18 protein-coding genes are annotated in these 22,414 nt (G+C 39.3%); 12 read left to right on the forward strand and 6 right to left on the reverse strand.

Annotated features, from left to right (window positions below; genetic code table 11):
• Positions 1 to 49: 49 nt before the first annotated feature.
• From ASG01_RS10425 to ASG01_RS10435, 3 genes are all read left to right on the forward strand, one after another.
• Positions 50 to 2,389 carry a T9SS type A sorting domain-containing protein gene (locus ASG01_RS10425; RefSeq protein WP_055863408.1) on the forward strand — a complete coding sequence of 780 codons (2,340 nt, stop codon included), beginning with the start codon at positions 50 to 52 and terminating at the stop codon, positions 2,387 to 2,389.
• Between the two features lie 105 nt (positions 2,390 to 2,494).
• Positions 2,495 to 3,139, forward strand: a complete 645-nt coding sequence (locus tag ASG01_RS10430) for an MgtC/SapB family protein (protein WP_055863410.1) — start codon at positions 2,495 to 2,497, stop codon at positions 3,137 to 3,139.
• A gap of 88 nt (positions 3,140 to 3,227) precedes the next feature.
• On the forward strand, positions 3,228 to 5,372 hold the full coding sequence (locus tag ASG01_RS10435) for a S46 family peptidase (protein WP_055863412.1): 2,145 nt from the start codon (positions 3,228 to 3,230) through the stop codon (positions 5,370 to 5,372).
• A gap of 72 nt (positions 5,373 to 5,444) precedes the next feature.
• Here the strand turns inward: ASG01_RS10435 and ASG01_RS10440 are convergent, their stop codons facing one another.
• Positions 5,445 to 8,318, reverse strand: coding sequence for a M16 family metallopeptidase (locus ASG01_RS10440; RefSeq protein ID WP_055863414.1), 2,874 nt, complete (start codon positions 8,316 to 8,318; stop codon positions 5,445 to 5,447).
• 183 nt (positions 8,319 to 8,501) lie between these two features.
• Here ASG01_RS10440 and ASG01_RS10445 point away from each other — a divergent pair, with 183 nt between their 5' ends.
• From ASG01_RS10445 to ASG01_RS10465, 5 genes are all read left to right on the forward strand, one after another.
• Positions 8,502 to 9,167, forward strand: coding sequence for a hypothetical protein (locus ASG01_RS10445; RefSeq protein ID WP_055863416.1), 666 nt, complete (start codon positions 8,502 to 8,504; stop codon positions 9,165 to 9,167).
• A 63-nt stretch (positions 9,168 to 9,230) separates the two neighbouring features.
• Positions 9,231 to 9,788, forward strand: a complete 558-nt coding sequence (locus tag ASG01_RS10450; protein WP_055863419.1) for a YdeI/OmpD-associated family protein — start codon at positions 9,231 to 9,233, stop codon at positions 9,786 to 9,788.
• Positions 9,789 to 9,833: 45 nt separating this feature from the next.
• On the forward strand, positions 9,834 to 10,544 hold the full coding sequence (locus ASG01_RS10455) for a hypothetical protein (RefSeq protein WP_055863422.1): 711 nt from the start codon (positions 9,834 to 9,836) through the stop codon (positions 10,542 to 10,544).
• Positions 10,545 to 10,563: 19 nt separating this feature from the next.
• Positions 10,564 to 11,127 carry a DUF4256 domain-containing protein gene (locus ASG01_RS10460; RefSeq protein WP_055863423.1) on the forward strand — a complete coding sequence of 188 codons (564 nt, stop codon included), beginning with the start codon at positions 10,564 to 10,566 and terminating at the stop codon, positions 11,125 to 11,127.
• A gap of 61 nt (positions 11,128 to 11,188) precedes the next feature.
• Positions 11,189 to 11,575 carry an immunity 22 family protein gene (locus ASG01_RS10465; RefSeq protein ID WP_055863425.1) on the forward strand — a complete coding sequence of 129 codons (387 nt, stop codon included), beginning with the start codon at positions 11,189 to 11,191 and terminating at the stop codon, positions 11,573 to 11,575.
• Between the two features lie 50 nt (positions 11,576 to 11,625).
• Here ASG01_RS10465 and polA read toward each other — a convergent pair whose 3' ends face one another.
• Positions 11,626 to 14,469, reverse strand: a complete 2,844-nt coding sequence (polA, locus tag ASG01_RS10470) for a DNA polymerase I (protein WP_055863428.1) — start codon at positions 14,467 to 14,469, stop codon at positions 11,626 to 11,628.
• 220 nt (positions 14,470 to 14,689) lie between these two features.
• On the opposite strand from polA, the gene ASG01_RS10475 reads away from it, so the two are divergent.
• Positions 14,690 to 15,421 carry a hypothetical protein gene (locus ASG01_RS10475; RefSeq protein ID WP_055863614.1) on the forward strand — a complete coding sequence of 244 codons (732 nt, stop codon included), beginning with the start codon at positions 14,690 to 14,692 and terminating at the stop codon, positions 15,419 to 15,421.
• Between the two features lie 35 nt (positions 15,422 to 15,456).
• Here ASG01_RS10475 and hemB read toward each other — a convergent pair whose 3' ends face one another.
• On the reverse strand, positions 15,457 to 16,446 hold the full coding sequence (gene hemB, locus ASG01_RS10480) for a porphobilinogen synthase (protein ID WP_055863430.1): 990 nt from the start codon (positions 16,444 to 16,446) through the stop codon (positions 15,457 to 15,459).
• Positions 16,447 to 16,565: 119 nt separating this feature from the next.
• Between hemB and ASG01_RS10485 the strand changes: the two genes are divergently transcribed.
• The 3 genes from ASG01_RS10485 to ASG01_RS10495 all read left to right on the forward strand — a co-directional run bounded on the left by ASG01_RS10485 (position 16,566) and on the right by ASG01_RS10495 (position 19,236).
• Complete coding sequence (locus ASG01_RS10485) at positions 16,566 to 16,916, forward strand: T9SS type A sorting domain-containing protein (protein WP_055863432.1); 351 nt, start codon at positions 16,566 to 16,568, stop codon at positions 16,914 to 16,916.
• 100 nt (positions 16,917 to 17,016) lie between these two features.
• Entirely contained in the window at positions 17,017 to 17,928 is a 912-nt protein-coding gene (locus tag ASG01_RS10490; protein WP_055863434.1) for an ABC transporter ATP-binding protein, read from the forward strand.
• 6 nt (positions 17,929 to 17,934) lie between these two features.
• Entirely contained in the window at positions 17,935 to 19,236 is a 1,302-nt protein-coding gene (locus ASG01_RS10495) for an ABC transporter permease (protein WP_055863435.1), read from the forward strand.
• Between the two features lie 185 nt (positions 19,237 to 19,421).
• Here ASG01_RS10495 and ASG01_RS10500 read toward each other — a convergent pair whose 3' ends face one another.
• From ASG01_RS10500 to ASG01_RS10515, 3 genes are all read right to left on the reverse strand, one after another.
• Positions 19,422 to 20,066, reverse strand: a complete 645-nt coding sequence (locus ASG01_RS10500; RefSeq protein WP_055863437.1) for a porin family protein — start codon at positions 20,064 to 20,066, stop codon at positions 19,422 to 19,424.
• A gap of 13 nt (positions 20,067 to 20,079) precedes the next feature.
• On the reverse strand, positions 20,080 to 20,952 hold the full coding sequence (gene sucD / locus ASG01_RS10505; RefSeq protein ID WP_055863439.1) for a succinate--CoA ligase subunit alpha: 873 nt from the start codon (positions 20,950 to 20,952) through the stop codon (positions 20,080 to 20,082).
• Between the two features lie 592 nt (positions 20,953 to 21,544).
• Positions 21,545 to 22,219, reverse strand: coding sequence for a hypothetical protein (locus ASG01_RS10515; protein WP_055863443.1), 675 nt, complete (start codon positions 22,217 to 22,219; stop codon positions 21,545 to 21,547).
• Between the last annotated feature and the right edge of the window lie 195 nt (positions 22,220 to 22,414).

Below are 22,414 nucleotides of genomic sequence, written 5' to 3' on the forward strand. Positions count from 1 at the left end.
TTTTCCATTCATAATAATTAGTAATATTGCGGATGAAAACATATATTCAATGAAAAAAATCTATCTATTATTCTTAATTGTCATCACTTCTTTATTTAAAGCACAAATTATTACCTTTCCTGACAGCAATTTTAAAGCTAAACTCCTTTCCGCAAATACAACAAACGGTATCGCTAAGAATGATGCAGGCCAAAATATCGTTATCGATGTAAATCAAAATGGTGAAATAGAGAATACTGAAGCATCACAAGTGTATCGGCTGGATTTCTCGGGTATTACAATTACCAATATAACCGGAATTTCAAGTTTCAGCAATCTGAAAGTTCTAAAGGTTGCAGAACTGTCTATCTCAAATCTTAATATCAGTTCTTTAACGAATCTTCAAACACTTCGTTTATTCAACTTAAATTCTATAACCAGTCTGAGTATCGCTAATTTTCCAAACCTTGTACATTTACAGATAATTGGACTTTATAACTTGAATTCGCTTTCTCTACAAAATTTGAATCTTCTAAATGAACTCACGGTAACTAATAACATCACACTTACCAATCAGAGTTTCTCAAATCTTCCGTCTTTAGTTTATTTAAACGTATACAGTAATAATCTTAGTAATTTGACTGTTACTAATTGTCCTTTACTGCAAGAAATTAGCGCAAGTAACAACAATAATTTATCATTACTTACTCTTACAACAGTACCATCGCTGAAAACCATTCTGGTAAACAATGATAATCTAACAAATTTAAATTTATCTGCACTGCCTCAACTGCAAACTATAAGTGCAATAAATAACGATCTAATATCGATCGATCTCAGTCAAAATCCAATCATCAGCAGCGTATATTTATCAAACAATAATTTACAGACTGTAAATATTAAGAATGGAGGGCAAAGTTTTCCCGGTGATTTTTTTCTGGAAAACAATCCACTAGTCTATCTTTGCTGCGATACGGAAGATCAGCAATTGGCTCGTTCTAACTTAGATGCTGATGGTCTTTATACAGCTACTGTCAACACTTATTGCTCGTTTATCCCTGGTGGTACCGTGTACACTATTCAGGGAAACACGAAGTATGACAGCAATAATAATGACTGCGATGCCAATGATCAAAATAAAGCGTTGCAAAAATTCAATATCGCAAACGGCACCACTTCAGGAAGCATCATCGCAAACAATTCAGGCAACTATTCTATTCCTGTACAGGCTGGAACGCACGCCATCACGCCGATTTTGGAAAATCCTGCCTATTTTAATATTTCTCCTGCCAGTTTTACTGCGAATTTACCTGCAATGACGAGTCCGCTCACGCAGAATTTCTGCCTGACGGCCAATGGAAATCATAATGATCTTGAAGTTTTGATTATCCCGATCACGGCTGCGGCACCTGGTTTTAATGCAAAATATAAAATCGTTTACAAAAACAAGGGCACCGCTTCACAATCGGGAACTTTGGTGTATAATTTTAATGATAATCTGATGAATTTTCTTACGTCGACACTTGCACCAAATGCACAGACGACCGGCGTTTTAAATTGGAATTTCTCTAACCTTCTTCCGTTTGAAAGCAGAGAAATCACAGTCACTTTTACGCTGAATATGCCGACGCAAAATCCGCCGCTTCTTGGTGGAAATATTTTAAATTATTCGTCACAGATCAACGGTGCAACCGATGAAACGCCGACCGACAATCTGATTACACTTAATCAGACGGTTGTCAATTCCTTTGATCCAAATGACAAAACCTGCCTTGAAGGTGCCACAATTTCGCCTTCGCAGGTAGGAAATTACGTGCATTACTTAATCAGATTTGAAAATACGGGAACCGCAAACGCACAGAATATCGTGGTGAAAGATGATATAGATCTTTCAAAATTTGATCTTTCGACGTTAGTTCCGCTGAATGGCAGCCATAATTTCGTGACGAGAATTACCGGTAGCAATACGGTAGAATTTATTTTTGAAAACATTCAGCTGCCTTTCCTGGATGCTGCGAATGACGGATATGTCACTTTTAAAATTAAAACAAAAGCAAATCTTGTCTTGGGAAGTACGTTCAGCAACACGGCAAAAATTTATTTTGATTACAACGCGCCGATCTTCACAAACACGTACGCGACAACTGTTCAGAATTTACTGGCAACAAACGAAACGGTGAAAAAAGATCAGTCATTCAGTATTTTCCCAAATCCGGCGCATGATGTTTTGCAGATCAGATCGAAAGAAAAAATTGTGAAAACCGAGATTTATGATGTTGCAGGACGAATATTAAAAACATCAGTTTCTGACAATGAAGAGATCGACGTTTCAGATTTACCGAATGGAGATTATCTCATTAAAATCTTTACAAAAGATAAAATTTCAACGGAAAAATTCATTAAAAACTGATTTTTTCTACTTTGATCAAAACTATAAAACTGCCTCTCACGGCAGTTTTTTTCTTTAAAAACGATGATTTTAAAGTTTTGCGTAAATTTATCTTAAAAATAAACCATGGATTTTCTCCGCGACCATTCAATACAAAACGAGTTGGCACTCATATTCATTTCGGTGATTCTTGGACTTTTCATCGGTGCCGAGCGTGAATACAGAAACAAATCGGCGGGTTTGCGCACGTTTATTCTCGTCTGTTTCGGCGCGTGTCTTTTCACGATTCTTTCCCTCAAAATCGGTATTCACGATCCTGACCGTTTGGCGGCAAATATCATTACCGGAATTGGATTTCTCGGTGCCGGCGTCATTTTTAAAAATGAAAATAAAATTGAAGGCATCACAACGGCAACAACGATTTGGGCAACAGCGTCAATCGGTATGGCAGTCGGAAGCGGCTACGTTTATCTTTCACTTTGCGGAACGATGCTCGTGATTTTTATTTTAAACTCGCTGACCTATCTGCAGAATTTCATCGATTCTAATCATAAAATCCGAGAATATACAATTGAGACCGAAGCTGTTTCGGATTTGAAATATTGCGAAAAACTGTTTAATGAAAATCATTTACGGTTTGCACTATTGCGCCAGTCCGCCGATCGGGAAAGCATTACGACCAGTTGGCGGCTTACAGGAAACCATAAAAAGCACGAAAAATTTATTGAAAGTCTGAATGTGAGCGAAAAAATAATTTCCTATAAATTTTAAAATATAACGAGCCTTTTCATCATTTTGAAAAGGTTTTTTCTTTTCATAAAAAGATTAAAAGGTGTATTTTAGACAAAATTTTTTACGCATGATTAAAAGAAATATTCTTATTGCCGCCGCATTCTTCAGTTTTTCTCTGGGAATGGCGCAGCAATACGGCGGAATGTGGATTCCTACGGAACTTAATGAAAAGGAAATGAAGGATTTAGGAATGAAGATCTCTGCAAAAGATATTTTCAGTACCACTAAACCGAGTATTAAAGATGCAGTTGTGCAGTTCAACGGTGGCTGTACGGCAGAAATTATTTCGCCTAAAGGTCTTTTGCTGACCAATCATCACTGCGGTTATGGTCAGATTCAGTATCATTCAACCGTTCAAAACGATCTTTTATCGAATGGTTTTTGGGCTAAAAATATGAGTGGTGAACTTCCTAATCCGGGAGTTACAGTTGATTTCATCGTTGATATTAAAGAAGTTACCGCACAGGCTTTGAACGGAACAGCGAATCTTGCCGAGCCTGAACTTTCAAAAAAAATATCTGCCAATATCGAAGCGTATAAAGCTGCGCAAAAAACCGAGCCTTATCAGTCGGTGATGGTTCGTTCAATGTATTATGGCAACAAATATTATGCGTATGTGACCGAAACGTATAAAGATGTGCGTTTGGTAGGTGCACCGCCGCAGAGCATAGGGAAATTCGGAAGCGATACCGACAACTGGGTTTGGCCTCGACATACAGGAGATTTTTCGATGTTCAGAATTTACGCCGGAAAAGACAATAAGCCTGCAGAATATTCTAAAGACAATATTCCATATACACCGAAACATTTTCTTCCGGTTTCCATTAAAGATAAAAACGAAAACGATTTCACATTTGTTTTCGGATTTCCGGGACGGACGACAGAATATCTTCCGGCGATCGCTGTGCAGAAAATCATGACGGACACAGATCCTGCGAGAATTGCAGTGCGTGATGTTGCTTTGAAAACATTAGATGAAAAAATGCGTACTGACGATGCAACGAGAATTAAATACGCATCAAAATACGCATCGGTAGCCAATTACTGGAAAAAATGGATTGGCGAAGTGGAAGGTTTAAAAAAATCAAACGCGGTTCAGAAAAAACAGAAATATGAAGCCTCTTTGATTGCTAAAAATCCGGAAATTAAAACCACAATTGACGGGCTTAATAAACTTTACAACGATCAGGCACCTTTTGCTTTGACGAATGCTTATTATTCGGAAGTGGTGAGAAATGCTGAAACACTGACGCTTGCGAATTTATACTCAGGTTTTGTAACTGCTTATGAAGCCGGAAAAACTGATGAGAAAAGCACTACTGCCTTCAAAAACCGACTTTCGGCATTTTACAAAGATTACAGCGCAGAGCTTGATGCTAAAGTAACCGCAAAACTTCTTGCATTGTACGCCAATAAAGTTTCGTCACAATATCTGCCGGCAGGTTTTGAAAAATATAAAAACGAAACGCAGAATCTGCAGATGATTGAAGAGTTATCTAAAAACTCAGTAATTACTGGAAGATCTGAAGTAAATGGCGCTTCACTAAGTTCAACTGAAATTGATAAAGCTTTTTCAAACCCTGAAAAACTGGTAAAAGCGATTAAAAAAGACGACATCTACCAGCTTTTTACCGCAATGAAAGAAGCGTATATAAAAAATGCTGATGCTCAGTTTACGTCGATTCAGTCGCAGATTGATATCCTTCAGAAAAAATACATGGCACAGCAAATGTCGACCGACAAAGACCGCAAGTTTTTCCCGGATGCCAATTCCACGCTTCGTGTCACGTATGGAAAAGTGAAAGGTTCAACACCAAAAGATGCGGTAAGCTACGATTATCAGACGCATTTGGCAGGTGTGATGGAAAAATATATTCCAGGTGATTATGAATTTGATGTTCCTCAAAAATTGATCGAACTGTATGACAAGAAAGATTTTGGCGCTTATAAAGATAAAACCGGCGATGTTCCGGTAGGATTTACAGCAACGAATCACACGACAGGCGGAAACTCCGGAAGTCCGGCACTTGATGCGCAGGGAAATCTGATCGGATTAAACTTCGACAGACAATGGGAAGGTACGATGAGCGACATTAACTATGATCCGCGATTCAGCCGGAACATCATGGTAGATACCAAATACATTCTTTTCATCGTCGATAAATTCGCCGACAGCAAATGGCTGATTAATGAAATGAAAGTAGTAAAATAATTTAAGAATTATATTAAAACAGAAGCGGGCGAAATCTTCGATTTCGCCCGCCTTATTTATGTAAAATGGATTCTAATATCCAAAAATATCTTCCAGACTCACTTCTTTCAGTTCACCAATTTGCGCTACAGCTTCGGTGTTGAGGTTTTCACGCTTTCCGATGATCGCTGCATTAAATGTAATTGGCTTAATCGTCTCATTGTAAAAACTTTTAAGATCATCAAAACTTAGATTTTTAATCTGATCATAAATATCTTTTCGGTAATCATGTGATACACCGAGTTTCTGAAGTTTCAACGTATTAAAAAAGATATTCGTTCTGGTAATTCTTGTGGAAGCAATCTGCTTTAAAGCCGCATTTTTTGCATTTTCAAACTGAGACGGCACTTCCGGAAGTTCGTGCATCAGTTCATCAAGCGTATCGACAGCGATCTGAAGTTTATCTGGTTGCGTGCCAATATACGTTGAAACATAATCCGGATGATTGAGTTTTGAATTTGATGCGTAAGAAACGTATGCAGAATACGCCAGACTCTTGCTTTCGCGCATTTCCTGAAAAACAATTGACGATAATCCACGGCCAAAATATTCATTAAAAACATTGATTTTCCCAAGATTATTGATGTCGACAGATTTTCCTTTTCCGATTTTACTAAGTTCCATCTGCACCATATCGTAATCGGTGAAAAATACATTTCCAACGGTTTCCGGTTCCGGATATTTCTTCGGAGCAGGAATTTCTTTGCTTTTAAAATCAATTCCAAGTACAACTTCATTTTTAAACTGATTAAAATTCTTCCCGTAAAAAAACAGCTGAAAAGGATATTTCATCAGATCAGCAATTTTCTCAGTAAACGATTTCACATCAGCATCTTCGAGCTCTTCTTTCGATAAAAAATCAAGCTGACGCGATTCTTTCCCGAATTTTGCATAATTAACCAGCACTGTCATGATGCGGTTTTTGTCTTTTTTTGCCGCTTCCCGGTTTTCTAAAACGGTTTCTACAAACTGTCGGTAAATATCCTCATCAGGTTTTATACATTCCAGCCAATGCTGCATCAGGGCAACACCTTCCATAATATTTTCTTCAAGTCCGTTCAACGAGATCAGAATCTGATCCGGCGAAGTTTTAAAATCGCAGGTAATCCCGATTTTGAAAAATTCTTCTTTCAACTCTTCCGGAGAATACCGGTCGGTTCCCAGATACTGTAAAAGCTGCGTCGCCAAACCAATTTTGCGGTCGTGATCGCTTCCAAAAGGAAAAATAAAATGAACCTGCGCGATGTCATTGTATTTATTTTTTACGAAACTCACCTTTTTATCTTTCACAAAATCGGTATGAATTTCTTTTTCGTAATCGATAAATTCAGGTTTTACATCGCCACTTTCTTCATTAATGATGTTTATCAAAAAATCTGACTGCGCATCGCGATTAATTTTTATCGGAGTAATTCCCGGATTTTCTACCCGAAGCAGTTTATCATTAATTCCTTTTTCTTTGTTAATGACAACATAATTTTCAGTGAAAAAATCATTGGCAAATTCTACTACTTCTTCTTTCGTAAATGACGCATAAACATCCATTTCCGCAAGTTCTTCCTTCCAGCTTTTGTTGCGGATGTAGGTTTCGTAGAGATTTGTGGCAAGACCATCGGCAGTTTCCAGACTTTTCAGGCGCTGTACTTTGAAATCATTGACGATCGCGGGCAACATCCAATCCGGGAAATCTCCTTTTTTCAACAAATCAATCTGCTCCAAAATCATTTTGCGCGCCTGCAAAAGCGTCTGATTTTCTTTCGGAACGGCAACTACAGAAAAATAACCGTACTCTTTCAGGCCTAAAGAATACGCCTGCGCCCAAAGCATTTTTTGCGTCTGATTTATGTTTAAATCTAAAATTCCAGCTTCACCTCTGTTGCTCATAATGTACGCCACAATATCGGCAAGCATCGCCTCGCGCGTCCCATAACTATCAGTACGCCAAGCAATCTGCAAACGCGGCGTGGTCGGACTTTTCACCGTACGCTCCACAATTCCTTCGATTGGTTTTTCTTTTATGAGAGATTTTTTTGGCAATTCGCGGTACGGAATCGATCCAAAATACTTGTCAATAAGTAAAATTGTTTTTTCAAAATTGAGATCGCCAACCAAAACCATCGCGTAATTATTAGGCACATAATATTCATCAAAATATTTGTGAATGGCTTTCATCGAAGGATTTTTCAGATGTTCCGGATTGCCTAAAGTGGTCTGCTGACCGTTTGGATGCGTGGGAAAAAGCGCGTTCATGAGTTCATAATTTACCAGACGCGAATCGTTATCCTGAGCCCTGTTAAATTCTTCATAAACCGACTCGAGTTCTGTGTGAAAAAGCCTTAAAACAATTTCAGAAAAGCGTTCTTTCTCTATTTTAAGCCATTTTTCAAGCTCGTTTGAAGGAATGTTATTTTTATAAACCGTTTCGTCAAACCACGTATGCGCGTTGGTTCCGGAAGCGCCAAGTGAGGAAATCGCTTTGTCATATTCATTGGCGATCGCGTAGTGACTTGCTTCCTGAGAAATCTCGTCGATTTTTTTGTAAATTTCTCTCTTTGCATCTGCATCAGAAGTGATTTTGTGTTGCTCAAAAAGATCGGAAATCTCGGTAAGTAATGCTTCTTCTTTTTTCCAGTTTGCAGATCCTATTTTTGACGTACCTTTAAACATCATATGCTCAAGATAATGCGCCAAACCTGTATTGTCAGCAGGATCGTTGTTACTTCCCGTCCGCACCGGAATGTAAGTCTGAATTCTCGGAGCATCAAAATTCTGAGCCAAAAAAACTTTCAGTCCGTTTTTTAAAGTGTAAATTCTGACGTGATTTTCGTCATTAGTTACGGTGATGCATGGATAGTTATCTTTGTCGGTATGCTGTATTTCGGCGTAAGCCTCTAAAGTTGTGTTCATAGTAGATATTCTAAAAAGAATGGTACACAAATTTACGCTTTAAGGAATGAAGAATAAACAGTTTTGAACATATTAAATCTATCGCAATGATGTCATTGTTAAAATGCGAAAAAAAGACAACAATTAATTCGTAATAATTTTTCTTAAATTTATCAGAATCAATTTTAAGATACAATTATAATTATGGCAATTGAACTTATCCCAGTAATTGAAATAACAAATTATGAAAATAAAATCCCAATGCCGACAGAAGGACCATATTGGGAATTTTCTGACGATTGGGAAAGTTATCACATTCAGACAAATTTAGAAGCTGGATTTTCAAAAGATTTAAAACCTTATTCTAAAGGTTCGTCATTTTACAGAATCAGTGAAATTTCAGATTTAGATCTTTTGCAATTAATTCAGAAAACATTCATTTTTGAAAACGAAGATGAAACTTTAAAAAAAGAAGATTTAAACAGCCCTTTTAACGGTGGTTATATTTTAAAACTTGATGGAAATAATACCTATTTTCCACAATGCTGCAGTGACCTGGGAGATATTGAAGAATGGAATAACTTGTTGGTAGAAAACGAATTTAGTTTTTACATGGGTCACCCTTCACCAAGAGTTATCAAAACTGAAAACTCGCTGATTTTTGATTTTCTTAATTCAGAAATTCAGGAAAATTACGCTCCTCCAGTTTTTCAACATCAAATTGAACTTGATAAAATTGAATTTTCACATGCGGTTCAGAACGTAAAAAAAGAATTAAAAACTTTTTCAGATCGATTAGTCTATTTAAACCAATCTGAACACTTAAATATTCCAAATATTGAAAATATTCTAATTTACGGAGTTTCTTAAACTTATTCTCAAACAAGTCAGCTTGGGAAATTAAGTTAAATTCAAATTTAAAGACATAAAAAAATGCTTCCAGAATTTTTTAAAATTTCTCTCGATTTCCGCAAATGGCTCGAAGAAAATCATCTGAAAGAGAAAGAACTTCTTGTGGGTTTCTATAAAGTTGGAACAAGGAAACAATCGATTTCGTGGTCAGAATCTGTTGATCAGGCACTTTGTTTTGGCTGGATTGACGGCGTAAGAAAATCGATCGATGACGAAAGTTACAGCATCCGTTTTACACCGAGAAAACCGGGCAGCATCTGGAGTATCGTGAATATCAGAAAAATGGAAGGACTGCAGAAAGCAGGATTGATGAAAAAAGAAGGTCTTGAAGCATTCAAACTTCGGAAAGAATCAAAATCCGGAATTTATTCGCATGAGAACGAAACCAAAGTTTTAGAAAAATCATTTGAAGAGAAATTTAAAGCCAGTAAAAAAGCCTGGGAATTTTTTGAAAAACAGGCACCATCGTACAAAAAAGTGATCATCCACTGGATTATGAGCGCCAAGCAGGAAAAAACAAAACTTTCACGTTTAGAGAAAACAATTACCGCGAGCGAAAACGAAAAAAGAATGACTTAAAAACGTGTCCGTTTCCTTATCTTTAATTCACAAATTAAAAGATATATGAAAATCTGCATTTCATTTTTACTGCTGATATTTTTTTGGTCCTGCAAGCAGACTGAACAGAAAAAACAGCACGAAACAACGGTTGACACTGAAACCAAACCAAAAACCTCTGACAAAAAAGATATTGTTTACAGAGACACGATCGAGTTTGTTAACTACAATGACAATTTCGATTATATGCAGCTGAATGGTAAAAAAGGAAAAGACGAAATCTCATACGTCAACGATAATAATGACGACGGGAGCTTTTTGCGCGGTGACCTCATCGCCATCGTATGGAAAAATGATACGATCTACATTGCGGGCGACGGCGATACACCTGAGATTGCAGAATGGATCGTATCAGCGAAAAAAATCAAAGACGGAAATGTTTCGAAGTTCAGAAAAGTTTATGGCAAAAAACTTAAATACACGTACTCGACAGAAGATTCTCCGACACAGAGTTATCTCGACCATCTGTATCTTCTTGCCGAATATTACGCAGCCAACTCAAAAAATGATCTGATTAAACTGTCCATAAAAAACAAGGAAGATTTGGGATACTCGGTTGAAAAGCAAAAGAGAGATGAGAAAGAATATTACGCATTAGGTTTCTACACAGAATCTGAGCATAAAATCAATACATTTCAATGGCTTTATATCGACCCAGAAACCGACAGGATTTACGAATTCGATCTTATCAACGACAAGCTGATTTACTTTCCCTAAATTCTAAAATCACATTTTCATGGCTTCAAAAAAAATTTTAACTGAAAAGGAAACCAAAGAATTTCTTGACGTACTTCAGGAGCGGTTTGAGAAAAATAAAAACCGTCATCAAAACATAGATTGGAATAAAATTCAAGAAAAACTCGTTAAAAGTCTTGGAAAACTGTGGTCACTTCATCAGATGGAAAGTTCCGGCGGCGAGCCTGATGTCGTAAAATATGATAAAGAAAAAGATGAATTTACCTTTTTCGACTGCTCAAAAGAAAGTCCGGCAGGCAGACGCAGTTTTTGCTACGACCGTAACGCTTTGGATTCCAGAAAACAGAACAAGCCGGCTAACGATGTCAGCAGCGCAGCTTCAGAAATGGGAATTGAAATTCTAAATGAAGAGCAGTATTACTTTTTGCAGACGCTCGGAGAATTTGATCTGAAAACATCGAGCTGGATAAAAACGCCTGAAAATATAAGAAAATTGGGTGGTGCTTTATTTTGTGACCGAAGATATGACACCGTTTTTACGTATCATAATGGCGCAGATTCGTACTACGCGGCACGAGGTTTCCGTGGATTTTTGGTCATTTGATACAATGTGAATCACTGTTTTTAAGCTTTAATAATTATCTTTACACCTTAAATAATGACGCATGAACAGACAGATTTTGGATTTTTGGGTGGGCCATTTCAGGTCGGAAGAAGATTTTTACCGTTTTGTAGATGAAGATGAAAATTATTATCTGACGGAGGATGACGACGATATTTTTGTCTCGCCGTTTGCCAAATCTCAAAACACGATTTGGTTTGATCAGGATTTAATGGAGTACGGTTTTGAGCCAAGCATTCAGCATTTTGCAGAATATTCTTTTGCCGAGCAGTGGCTGCCGGTTTTGTACAACAGAATCAACGAAATGAATCTTAAATTTGAAATCAATTCTTTGGTTTTTGTTAGCCACGGACAAATCCCCAACCCGAAATCGATTGAAAATGATGAATTTTCTTTGATGTACGCAGGTGGGATTGAGTTTGAATATTGAAAAATGATAGTATCAAATGATACTATCATTTTTTATTTAGAAGTTTGAATTTAATGCGCTTCCAGCCAGTTATTTCCCACACCCACTTCCACAAGTAGCGGAACCTGCGTTTCAATCGCGGTTTCCATTTCTTTTTTAATTAATGCCATCGCGGTTTCCACTTCATATGCTGGCGATTCAAACAACAATTCGTCATGCACCTGAAGCAGCATTTTGGTCTGCAGATTTTGCGCCTGCAGTTCTTTGTCGATTTTTATCATGGCCGCTTTTACAACATCGGCAGCACTTCCCTGGATCGGTGCATTCACAGCGTTTCTTTCGGCATGCGCACGCACCACAAAATTTCCCGAACTGATATCTTTTAAATGGCGTTTTCTTCCTAAGATCGTTTCTACATAACCCATTTCACGGGCTCTTTCCACCTGTGAAGCCATGTACGCTTTTAATTTTGGATATGTTTCATAATAAGCTTCAATCATCTGCTTCGCCTCAGATCTTGATAAACCCGTCTGTTCCGCTAAAGCAAAAGCTCCCTGACCATATAAAATTCCAAAGTTGACCGTTTTTGCCTGTCCGCGCTGCGTTTTTGAAACTTCTTCCAACGGGATATTAAATAATTTCGCAGCTGTAGAAGCGTGGATATCTTCACCATCCTGAAACGCTTTAATCATATTATCTTCCCCCGAAATCTCAGCAATCAAACGTAGTTCGATCTGAGAATAATCGGCAGAAATAATCTTTTTTCCTTCGCCTGAAACAAACGCACCACGAATCTGCTGACCCCTCAATGTACGGATCGGAATGTTCTGCAAATTTGGGTTCACACTTGCGAGACGGCCTGTCGCAGCCGTTGTCTGCGAGAAATTGGTATGAACACGGTTGTCATCTTTATCGATCTGCGAGGGCAGCGCGTCAACATACGTCGATTTTAATTTCTGATAGGTTCGATATTCTAATATATGCTGGATAATCTCATGTTTAGTAGAAAGTTTCTGCAGAATATCTTCAGAAGTCGCGTACTGTCCGGTTTTTGTCTTTTTGGCTTTCGGGTCGAGCTGCATTTTTTCAAACAAGACTTCGCCCAGCTGTCTTGGCGAATTCATATTAAATTCTTCTCCCGAAATTTCAAATATTTTAGCTTCAAGTTTGCGGAGGTCATTTTCAAGATCAATGCTTTCCTGCGCGAGCCATTTTTCATCCAAAGAAACTCCTGCCAGTTCCATTTTCGCTAAAACTTCCATTAAAGGCATTTCAATTTTAAAGAAAAGACCTTCGAGATTTTCTTTTTTAAGCTGAGGTGCAAAAAGCTCGTAAAGCTGGAAAGTCACATCCGCATCTTCAGCAGCGTAATCGGTTTGGGTACGCAGATCTGCATCACGGAAACTCCCCTGGTTTTTCCCTTTTTTTCCGATAATGGTTTCAATGGAAACCGGTTTGTAACCAAGATACATTTCAGAAAGATAATCCATACCGTGACGGCCGTCAGGATTCAGAAGATAATGCGCGATCATCGTGTCAAACATCGCTCCTTTCACCGTGATATTATATTGCTGCAGAACTTTATAATCATATTTCAGATTATGGGCAATTTTTAAAAGATCTTCTTTTTCAAAAAACGGCCTGAAAATTTCAAGCGTCTGAAGCACTTCACCTTTATCTTCGGAAAGCGGAACGTAATACGCCAGACCTTTTTTGTAGCTGAAACTCATGCCTACAAGTTCAGCTTCCATTTCATTTAACGATGTAGTTTCGGTATCAAAACAAACCGCACGTTGCTTCAGTAAATTCTGAACCAAAATATATTGAGCCTTTGGATTGTCGACAAACTGGTACAGATGGTCGGCACTTTCTATCGTCTCGCGCGTAGAATTGGTCTGCTCAAGTTGTTCATAACTCGCAAAAAGATCAAGCTGACCCACGCTGGCAGCGACTTTTTGCTGCGGTGACTGCATTGATTCTCCAGCAGCTTTTGCAGTTGTCGCCGTTTCCGAAACCATTTGTGCCGGCGCGAAGGCACGGTAAAGATTGTCGTAAAGCCTTCTGAATTCTATTTCGTCGAAAATTTCTTTTACTTTTTCAAAATCGGGATTTTCCAGATCGTACTGCTCTTCATGAAATTCTACCGGCGCATCACAGATAATGGTCGCGAGCTTTTTAGATAATATCCCGCGCTCGGCAGAAGCTTCCACTTTTTCTTTCAGCTTGCCTTTCAGCTTATCGGTATTGGCCAGAAGATTTTCGATGTTTCCGAATTCCTGCAGAAATTTCATCGCGGTTTTTTCACCCACGCCCTGCAAACCTGGAATATTATCAGACGCATCGCCCATCATCGCCAGATAGTCAATCACCTGTTTCGGATCTTCGACGCCATATCTCGCTTTCACCTCCTCTACACCCATAATAGTGACTTCGCCACCTCTGAAACCCGGACGGTACAGTTTGATTTTATCGGTCACCAACTGTGCAAAATCTTTGTCTCCGCTTACGATAAAACTCGTGTAATTCTGCTTTTCGGCTTTACAGGCAATAGTCCCAATCACATCATCAGCTTCGTATCCTGCAATACCCAAACTCGGAACATGCATCGCTTCCAGAATCCTGTGAATATACGGGATCGCAAACGTAATCGCTTCGGGCGTATCGCTCCGGTTGGCTTTGTAATCCGCATAATCATTGGTACGGATACTCGCCTCTCCTACATCAAAAACTACGGCTAGATGAGTAGGTTTTTCTTTTCTGATCAGCTCAATCATTGAATTCATAAAACCAAAAATCGCTGTCGTTTCCATACCTGAAGCGGTATATCTCTGGTTTTTGGCCATCGCATGAAATCCTCTGTAAATCATCGCATAAGCGTCTATTAGAAAAAGCCTTTTGTCCTGTGTTGCGTCCATATTTTGAATAATGAACAAATATAAGAAAATGGGATCGGTAATTACCGGCAGAACGAAGATAAGCGTAATTTCTTGAGTGAAAATGAACTGTGCTAGTTCAGAATTAATTTTAAATTCATTAAAAATTAATCTTAGCTAATGCTGGCCAATTTCCCGAAAATATTCTTTGAAAAATTTAAAACAGATTGGTTTAAATCTTAACTTTAATAAAAAAACAGGCATGAAAAACAACCAGCAACTGACCGAATTAATGGCGCTTGATTTAGGTTTAAACCTTGACACCAACCGCCGCCCATTGGCCAAAGACGTTTTTAAATGGCAGGATATGGATCTGCTGCCGCACTCGTCTACCGACACGCTGCTCTGCGAAATTTTTGAATGGAACGGCAGAAACTGGCGAACCACCAACAATAATCTGATCGGCTACCTTTTCTCCGGCGAGGAAATCGGGAAGGTGAAAAAGCAGATTCAGGAAGTCCCGAAATTTCCGGCTAACGTCCCCGATTTTGAGTTTTCGAAAGAGAATCTTACCGAATTCGGTTTTTCGCTGCCTTCACTTTTTAATATCGCCATCAACGGAAATATCAACAGCGCAAAAAATTTCACCATCCGCGTAAATAACGTGACGAAATCAAGAATCACCAACATCGATGCACCGGGAATTGAGATTCTGAAACGGTTCTCGGCTTTCACCGACGACGAATCAAAAACATTCCGCAGAAACATCAAGTTTAATTATTTGAGCACTTCCCTTTTCTATGCAGAAACGGTAGAAATTATTCTTGAAAAAGATGCCGGAACTGCACTCGATGTTCATTTCGATACCGCCAATGTAGATGTAGATACGAAAGTTGATACGCAAACCCAGAAACATCTTGTGTTGAAATACAGCGGAAACCAAGCCCCGTTTGCGGCAAAATTTACAAAAGGAAAAGATTTCGATTTAAAATAAAAAAAATCTGCAGGCTGAGTTCCTGCAGATTTGTTTTAACGTCCTAAAATCATGGCGGCTTCTTTCGCCGCGTATGTGAAAATCATATCAGCGCCTGCGCGTTTGAAGCAGGTAAGACTCTCAATGATTGCCCTATCATTATCCAGCCATCCGTTCTGTGCAGCGGCTTTCAGCATAGCGTATTCGCCGCTCACGTTGAAGACAGCAATTGGCAAATCGATCGCTTCGCGCACTTTGGCAACAATGTCGAGATATGGCAAACCTGGTTTTATCATGATAATATCTGCGCCCTCTTCTACATCTTTAAAAACTTCATTCAAAGCTTCGCGCGAGTTATGAAAATCCATCTGATAGGTTTTTTTATCCTTCGGAATATCTGCGTTCTCCTTCGGTGCGCTGTCTAAAGCACTTCTGAAAGGCCCGTAAAACGAACTCGCATATTTGGCTCCGTAGCTCAAGATTCCCACATCATGAAAACCATTTTCTTCTAAAGCCTCGCGGATCGCCAAAACTCTGCCATCCATCATGTCACTCGGCGCCACAATGTCAGCACCCGCTTCTGCCAAAGAAACCGACATTTTTGCCAGCGCTTCATTGGTTTTATCATTTGCAATTTTCCCGTTTTCTATAATTCCGTCGTGGCCGTATATCGAATAAGGGTCCAATGCGACATCCGGCATGATCACCATTTCCGGAACGGCATCTTTTATAGCCCGGATGGTATTCTGCATAAGTCCGTTGCTGTTCCAAGCTTCTTTTCCGGTGTTATCTTTCAGTTCCTCAGACACTTTCATGTAAAGATTCACGGCTTTTACGCCTAAAGTAAAAAGTTCGCGGCATTCTTTTACCGTGAGATCGATGCTCCTGCGGAAAATTCCAGGCATGGAAGATATTGCTTCCTGTCTGTTTTCGCCTTCCATCACGAAAACCGGCATCACAAAATCGTTTACCGAAAGACTGTTTTCCTGTACTAAACTTCTGATCGATGCGCCGGTGCGCAACCTTCTGTTTCTGCTGTATATCATTATTTGGAATGCTTTTTGAAATATTTACTGCAAATTTAATATAACTTATACAAAAACTATTGCAGATGAAAAGGATAATGATTAGTTTTGTGAGTAATAATTGCGACAAATACACGCTGATGAAAAAATTTTTACTTTTATCTTTCTTTTTAGTAACATTTTTCGGTTTTTCCGGAAATTTCAGTGCGCAGACGAGAGAACCTGCATCTATCGCTCAAAAATCTGACGATGGTGTTTTGATGGCTTATCCTAATCCTGCGAAGGACGTAATCGTTTTTAAAACCAAAGACGCTCTCTTAAAAGTAAAAAATGTAACGTTTTATTCTATTCTTGGAAATCAGGTAGCGAGTTATTCGATCAACGCGAATAAAGCGGAAATAAATATCGACCGTTTAAAACCCGGCAAATATCTCATCCGCTACATCCTCAGCGACAATACACAGAAAGTCACACAGATTGTGAAACAATAAATTTAAATCCTGATAATCATCAGGATTTTTTATTTTCATACCCTTCCGTTTTAATATTTCCGTAACTTTCAGATTCAATTAAACTTTACCGAAACGCTTTATGCTACAGGCTTCCAATATTACCAAAACCTACAATGCAGGCAAAAAAACTGCGCTCGACGATTTCAGCATCAATGTTCCTACGGGCAGTATTTACGGACTTTTAGGGCCAAACGGCGCCGGAAAAACATCTTTCATCCGCATCATTAATCAGATCACGCAGGCAGACCGCGGCGAGATTTTAATTAAAGGTGAAAAACTGAATCCGGATCACATCCGCGACATCGGTTATATGCCGGAAGAGCGCGGACTGTATAAAAACATGAACGTCGGCGACCAGATTCTTTATTTTGCCGAACTGAAAGGAATGAAGCGCAGCGATGCGCTGGCGGAAGCCAAAATCTGGTTTGAGAAACTGCATATCGATCAGTGGTGGAAGAAAAAACTGTCTGAACTTTCTAAAGGGATGGCGCAGAAAATTCAGTTTGTGGTGACGGTACTTCATAAGCCTTCGCTTCTTATTCTAGATGAGCCTTTTTCGGGTTTTGATCCTGTGAATGCCAATTTAATTAAAGATCAGATTCTTGAATTAAAGGAAAACGGAACCACCATTATCCTTTCCACACACCGCATGGAAAGTGTTGAGCAAATGTGCGATTATGTAGCGCTTATTGATAACGCAAAGAAAATTATCGACGGGCGCGTTTTCGATGTGCGCGAGCAGTACAAGAAAAATATTTTCGGCGTGACGCTTTCTGAGGTTGACGAAGCTAAATTTGACCTCTTCAAAAGCAAATACGAAATCTTCAATCCGGTTACGGCAAACAATCTCGTTTCGTTTGATCTTTTTCATACGAGCAATCAGAATGAGATTATTACAGATCTTATCTCTGTCGGCAAAGTGCGTTCTTTTGACGAAAAAATCCCGAGCATGAATGAGGTGTTTATCAACGCGGTAGGAAATCACATTTAAAAAATCATGAAAAATATATTTTTAATTACGAGGAGAGAATTTCTTACGCAGGTAAAAAAGAAATCGTTTATCGTGCTTACACTTTTGGCGCCGCTGATGATTGTGGCTTTTGGCGCAGTGATCGGTTTAATGTTTAAAGCAAATCAAGCACACAACGTAATTGAAGTGGTGGATTACAGCGGAATTTTTAAAAATCAGCTTAAGTCTGATGATAAATTAGAATACGTTTTTATTCCACAGGCCGACGAAAAGAAAAAGGTGAAGAGCCTGAAGAAAAGCGAAACTGTAGACGGAATTTTGATTCTTCCGGAAATTTCAGGAACAAACTACGACGATCTTGAGAAAAATACCCAGCTAATGATCAACACCAAACTCGGCTTTGATACGAAACAGCGCATCACCGGCGATATCAGCAATGTCATCAGAAAAGAAAAAATAAAAAAACTCGGTCTGGCGGAAGCTGCGCTCAATGATCTTGATAAAAGTTTTGCGCTGAAAACCATCAATATTTCAGAAAACGACCAGGAAGAATCTGATTTATCTTTCGGTATCAAAACGATTCTGAGCATGGTTTTGATGTACGTAACGTTTATGTTTATCATCATCTACGGCGTACGTGTGATGAGAAGCGTGCTCGAGGAAAAAAATAACCGCGTGGTAGAAATCATTATTTCTTCGGTGAAACCTTTTGAACTGATGATGGGAAAAATATTCGGTGTAACGCTCGTAGCCTTAACGCAGTTTGTGATCTGGATCGGAATGTCGGTTGCCGGAGCACTTATTTTTAATACCGGATTTTCATCAATTCAACAAAATCTGGCAGGTGGAAGTACCGGAAGTTTTGACATTCTTCAAATGGTAACGCAGGTTTCCCACAATTTATTAGAGCTGAATTATTTTCTGATCATCTTCGTTTTCATCGTGTTTTTTATCCTGGGATATTTATTTTACAGTTCGATTTACGCAGCCATCGGCTCAGCGGTGGATAACGAAACGGAAACGCAACAGTTTACTTTATTTGCCATTCTTCCGCTTACATTGGGAATGTACGGCAGTTTTTCGATGATGAATAATCCGGATGGGCCGCTTGGTTTCTGGCTTTCGATAATCCCTTTTACGTCGCCGGTTGCGATGATTGCGAGAATTCCGTACGGCGTTCCTGCGTGGCAGATTGCGCTTTCTATCTTTCTGCTTCTGATAACAACCATTTTAATGATCTTCATAGCCGGGAAAATCTACCGTGTCGGAATTCTGATGTACGGAAATAAAGCAACGCTGAAAGAACTTTGGAAATGGATCAGAAGCTGATGAAAATTTTCCATGTTCTTTTTTTCCATCGTATCATTAATGTTTTATGGTCAGAGAAAAAACAGGTAAAAAGAATGCTTACTTCAATAATCCCGTTGAGATTTGGAATTAAGATTTACATTTAATTCAAAATAAAACTCCCGAACTGTGAAGGTTCGGGAGTTTATTATTTAAAAGAAAGCTCTTTAATTAAAAATATAGCTCAAGGTTACGCTTAAAACCTGCTCAGATTTCTTCTTTGAAGAATTGGGATCTAAACGGGATTCGTCAAGCGTAGGATACGTATTGGATAAACCAAGATCGTACTTCAGCGCCACTTCGAGTTGTCTCTTATAGCTGTAACCGATTCCTAAACCTACCGCAAAATTAAAAGATGCTGCTTTGCCCTGCTGATCTAAACGGTAGATTTCGCGGGATTCGTTGGTGACTTTTTGGTCTAGCAAGAAATTAAATCTCGGCCCGATCAATCCGTAAAATTCAGATTCGGCTTCAGAAAAATAACCTTTAAAATAAACAGGAACGCTGATGTAGTTATTGGCATACACTGCGTCGTAGCCTTTCATGCCTTTCGAATCTTTATTTCTTCCTGATTCTCCGGCGCCATAATAGGTAACTTCAGGCTGAAGGAAAAACTGGTTTGCACCACCGAGAGGAATTAGTGCCAAAGCACCACCCTGAAATGCAAATCTCGCTCCCGAAGGATTGTGAGCATTCCGTACGCGGGAATAATTGGCACCGGCCGTTACCCCAAATCTTGTCGCGCGCAGATTGATCTGAGCAGTAGACAGCAATGAGCAGGTAACCGCAGAGAGCAATAAAAGTTTTTTCATATCTGTGTATATTTTAGCCTAAAACTTTCGCTACCGTAGCACCGATATCCGCAGGAGAATCTACTACTGTGATACCGTTTTCTCTCATGATTTCCATTTTTGCCTGAGCGGTATCTTCATCTCCACCTACAATCGCACCTGCGTGACCCATCGTTCTTCCTTTAGGAGCCGTCTGGCCAGCGATGAAACCTACCACAGGCTTCGTAGAACCGCTTGCTTTGTACCATCTTGCCGCTTCCGCTTCAAGACCGCCACCGATTTCTCCGATCATTACCACTGCTTCTGTTTCAGGATCGTTGATGAATAATTCCAAAGCTTCTTTAGTTGTGGTTCCGATAATTGGGTCACCACCGATTCCGATGGCTGTAGAAACGCCGAAACCTGCTTTCACCACCTGATCTGCTGCTTCATACGTAAGCGTACCCGATTTTGAAACGATGCCTACTTTTCCTTTTTTGAAAACGAAACCTGGCATAATACCAATTTTAGCTTCATCTGAAGTAATGATTCCCGGACAGTTTGGACCAATCAGACGAGAGTCTTTCTCAGCAAGATATGCTTTCACCTTCACCATATCTGCCACCGGAATACCTTCTGTGATACAAACGATTACTTTGATGCCTGCTTCAGCAGCTTCCATGATCGCATCGGCTGCAAATGCCGGCGGTACAAAAATAATACTCACATTAGCTCCCGCTTTTGCCACTGCGTCTGCCACAGTATTGAAAACCGGCTTGCCCAAATGCTCGCTTCCACCTTTACCAGGTGTCACACCACCTACTACGTTGGTTCCGTATTCGATCATCTGACCTGCGTGGAAAGTACCTTCGTTACCGGTAAAACCCTGTACAATTACTTTAGAATCTTTGTTTACTAAAATTGACATTTTATTGTTGTTTTAATTTATTTCGACTGATTATTAATGCTCACAAATTTACTTATTTTTCTCAGATTACAGGTGAAACATGGCTACTAATCTTACTACTCTTTATGAAAACTGAAAAATACCGCTGCCAGAAAACGTCTGAGTGCCGGCATCAGACAAAAATAATCTTGCCTGGTAAAATTTACCGATGCTGTTTCGGGATTCTGTTCTGGTCATAACAGAAAAATATCTTTATATATTGCAAAGTCATCTGTATGCCTAGCAAAACCATCTGGAAGCTTCGCAAAACCAACTGGAAGCCTCGCAAATCCATCTGGAAGCTTCGCAAAATCAACTAGAAGCTTCGCAAATTCAACTGTATGTCTCGCAAAGTCATCTGTATGCCCCGCAAAGTTATCTGTACGCCTCACAAAGTCATCTGTACGTTTCGCAAATCCAAATGTACGCCTCGCAAAACCAACTGTATGCCTCGCAAAGCCAACTGTATGGCTCGCAATACGATTTGTACATCACAGAAAATTACGTAACGTTAAAATTTAAAATTCAAATCAGAAAAAAAAGCCCGGTCTTTCGACTGAGCTTGTTTTGAGACTTACGGTTTGGGCTGCGGTTCTTTTTGGTGGCGCGATCCCAGATCTGAAGTTTTGCGGGAGATTTTATAATTGCCGTAGAATGACGGATTGAGAATGTCATATTTTTTCATCAGGCGGTCGATCTTACTGAGGCAGGTGGCGAGTTTTGCAAATTCGTCTTCGAGATCGCCGGTGGCATTTTCAGCGGCGTCGATATTTACGCCGGCATCGTATGCCTTGTCATCAAAATTATCAATCGCTTCCTTCCAGTCCTGAAGTTCGGCAGTGGTGATGTAATCGGGTTTGAGAGCTGTTTTATGTTCATCCACTAAATTATACAGCTTCTGGCAGTAAATTTTAGATTCTACCCCACTCAGCCTTTTGATTTTTGATTTGCTGGCGGTAAGCTGTTTGGCGAGCGGGCTGTCTTTGTCATCAAAATAATCGGCGGCGGTATTGGCATAGGCAACCGTAAGGCTGATCATCAGATTTCGGGCATTGGTTTTCAGGCCAGTATCTGCGGTGGTATCGGTGGTCTGAAGATCTGCGAGTGCATCGATGTTGGTGATGATCGAATTCAGCTCTGTCACCCGCGCGGTAAGCGGTGTATTTCCTGCGTATTTTGTTTGTTCTACGGCGAAAAACTGCTTGAGCGTTTTTGCCATATTAAGTTTGTTGGACTGTTTGGTATTCATAACGTATTGCGTTTTATTTGAATCAAATGTAAAAATTATTTTGATGTCATTAATACCTGTATGGAATATTTTTCATCTTTATTAAATCATTTTAATGATAATATATCATTTTAAAAATTTTCCTTACAGATATAAAAATATTTATTTACAGCAATCTTCTGCCAACCTTTGCTTTAAAATCAGGAATCTGGATAA

The sequence above is a fragment of the Chryseobacterium sp. Leaf180 genome (genome assembly GCF_001424585.1).
In the GTDB taxonomy this organism is placed as follows: Bacteria; Bacteroidota; Bacteroidia; order Flavobacteriales; family Weeksellaceae; genus Chryseobacterium.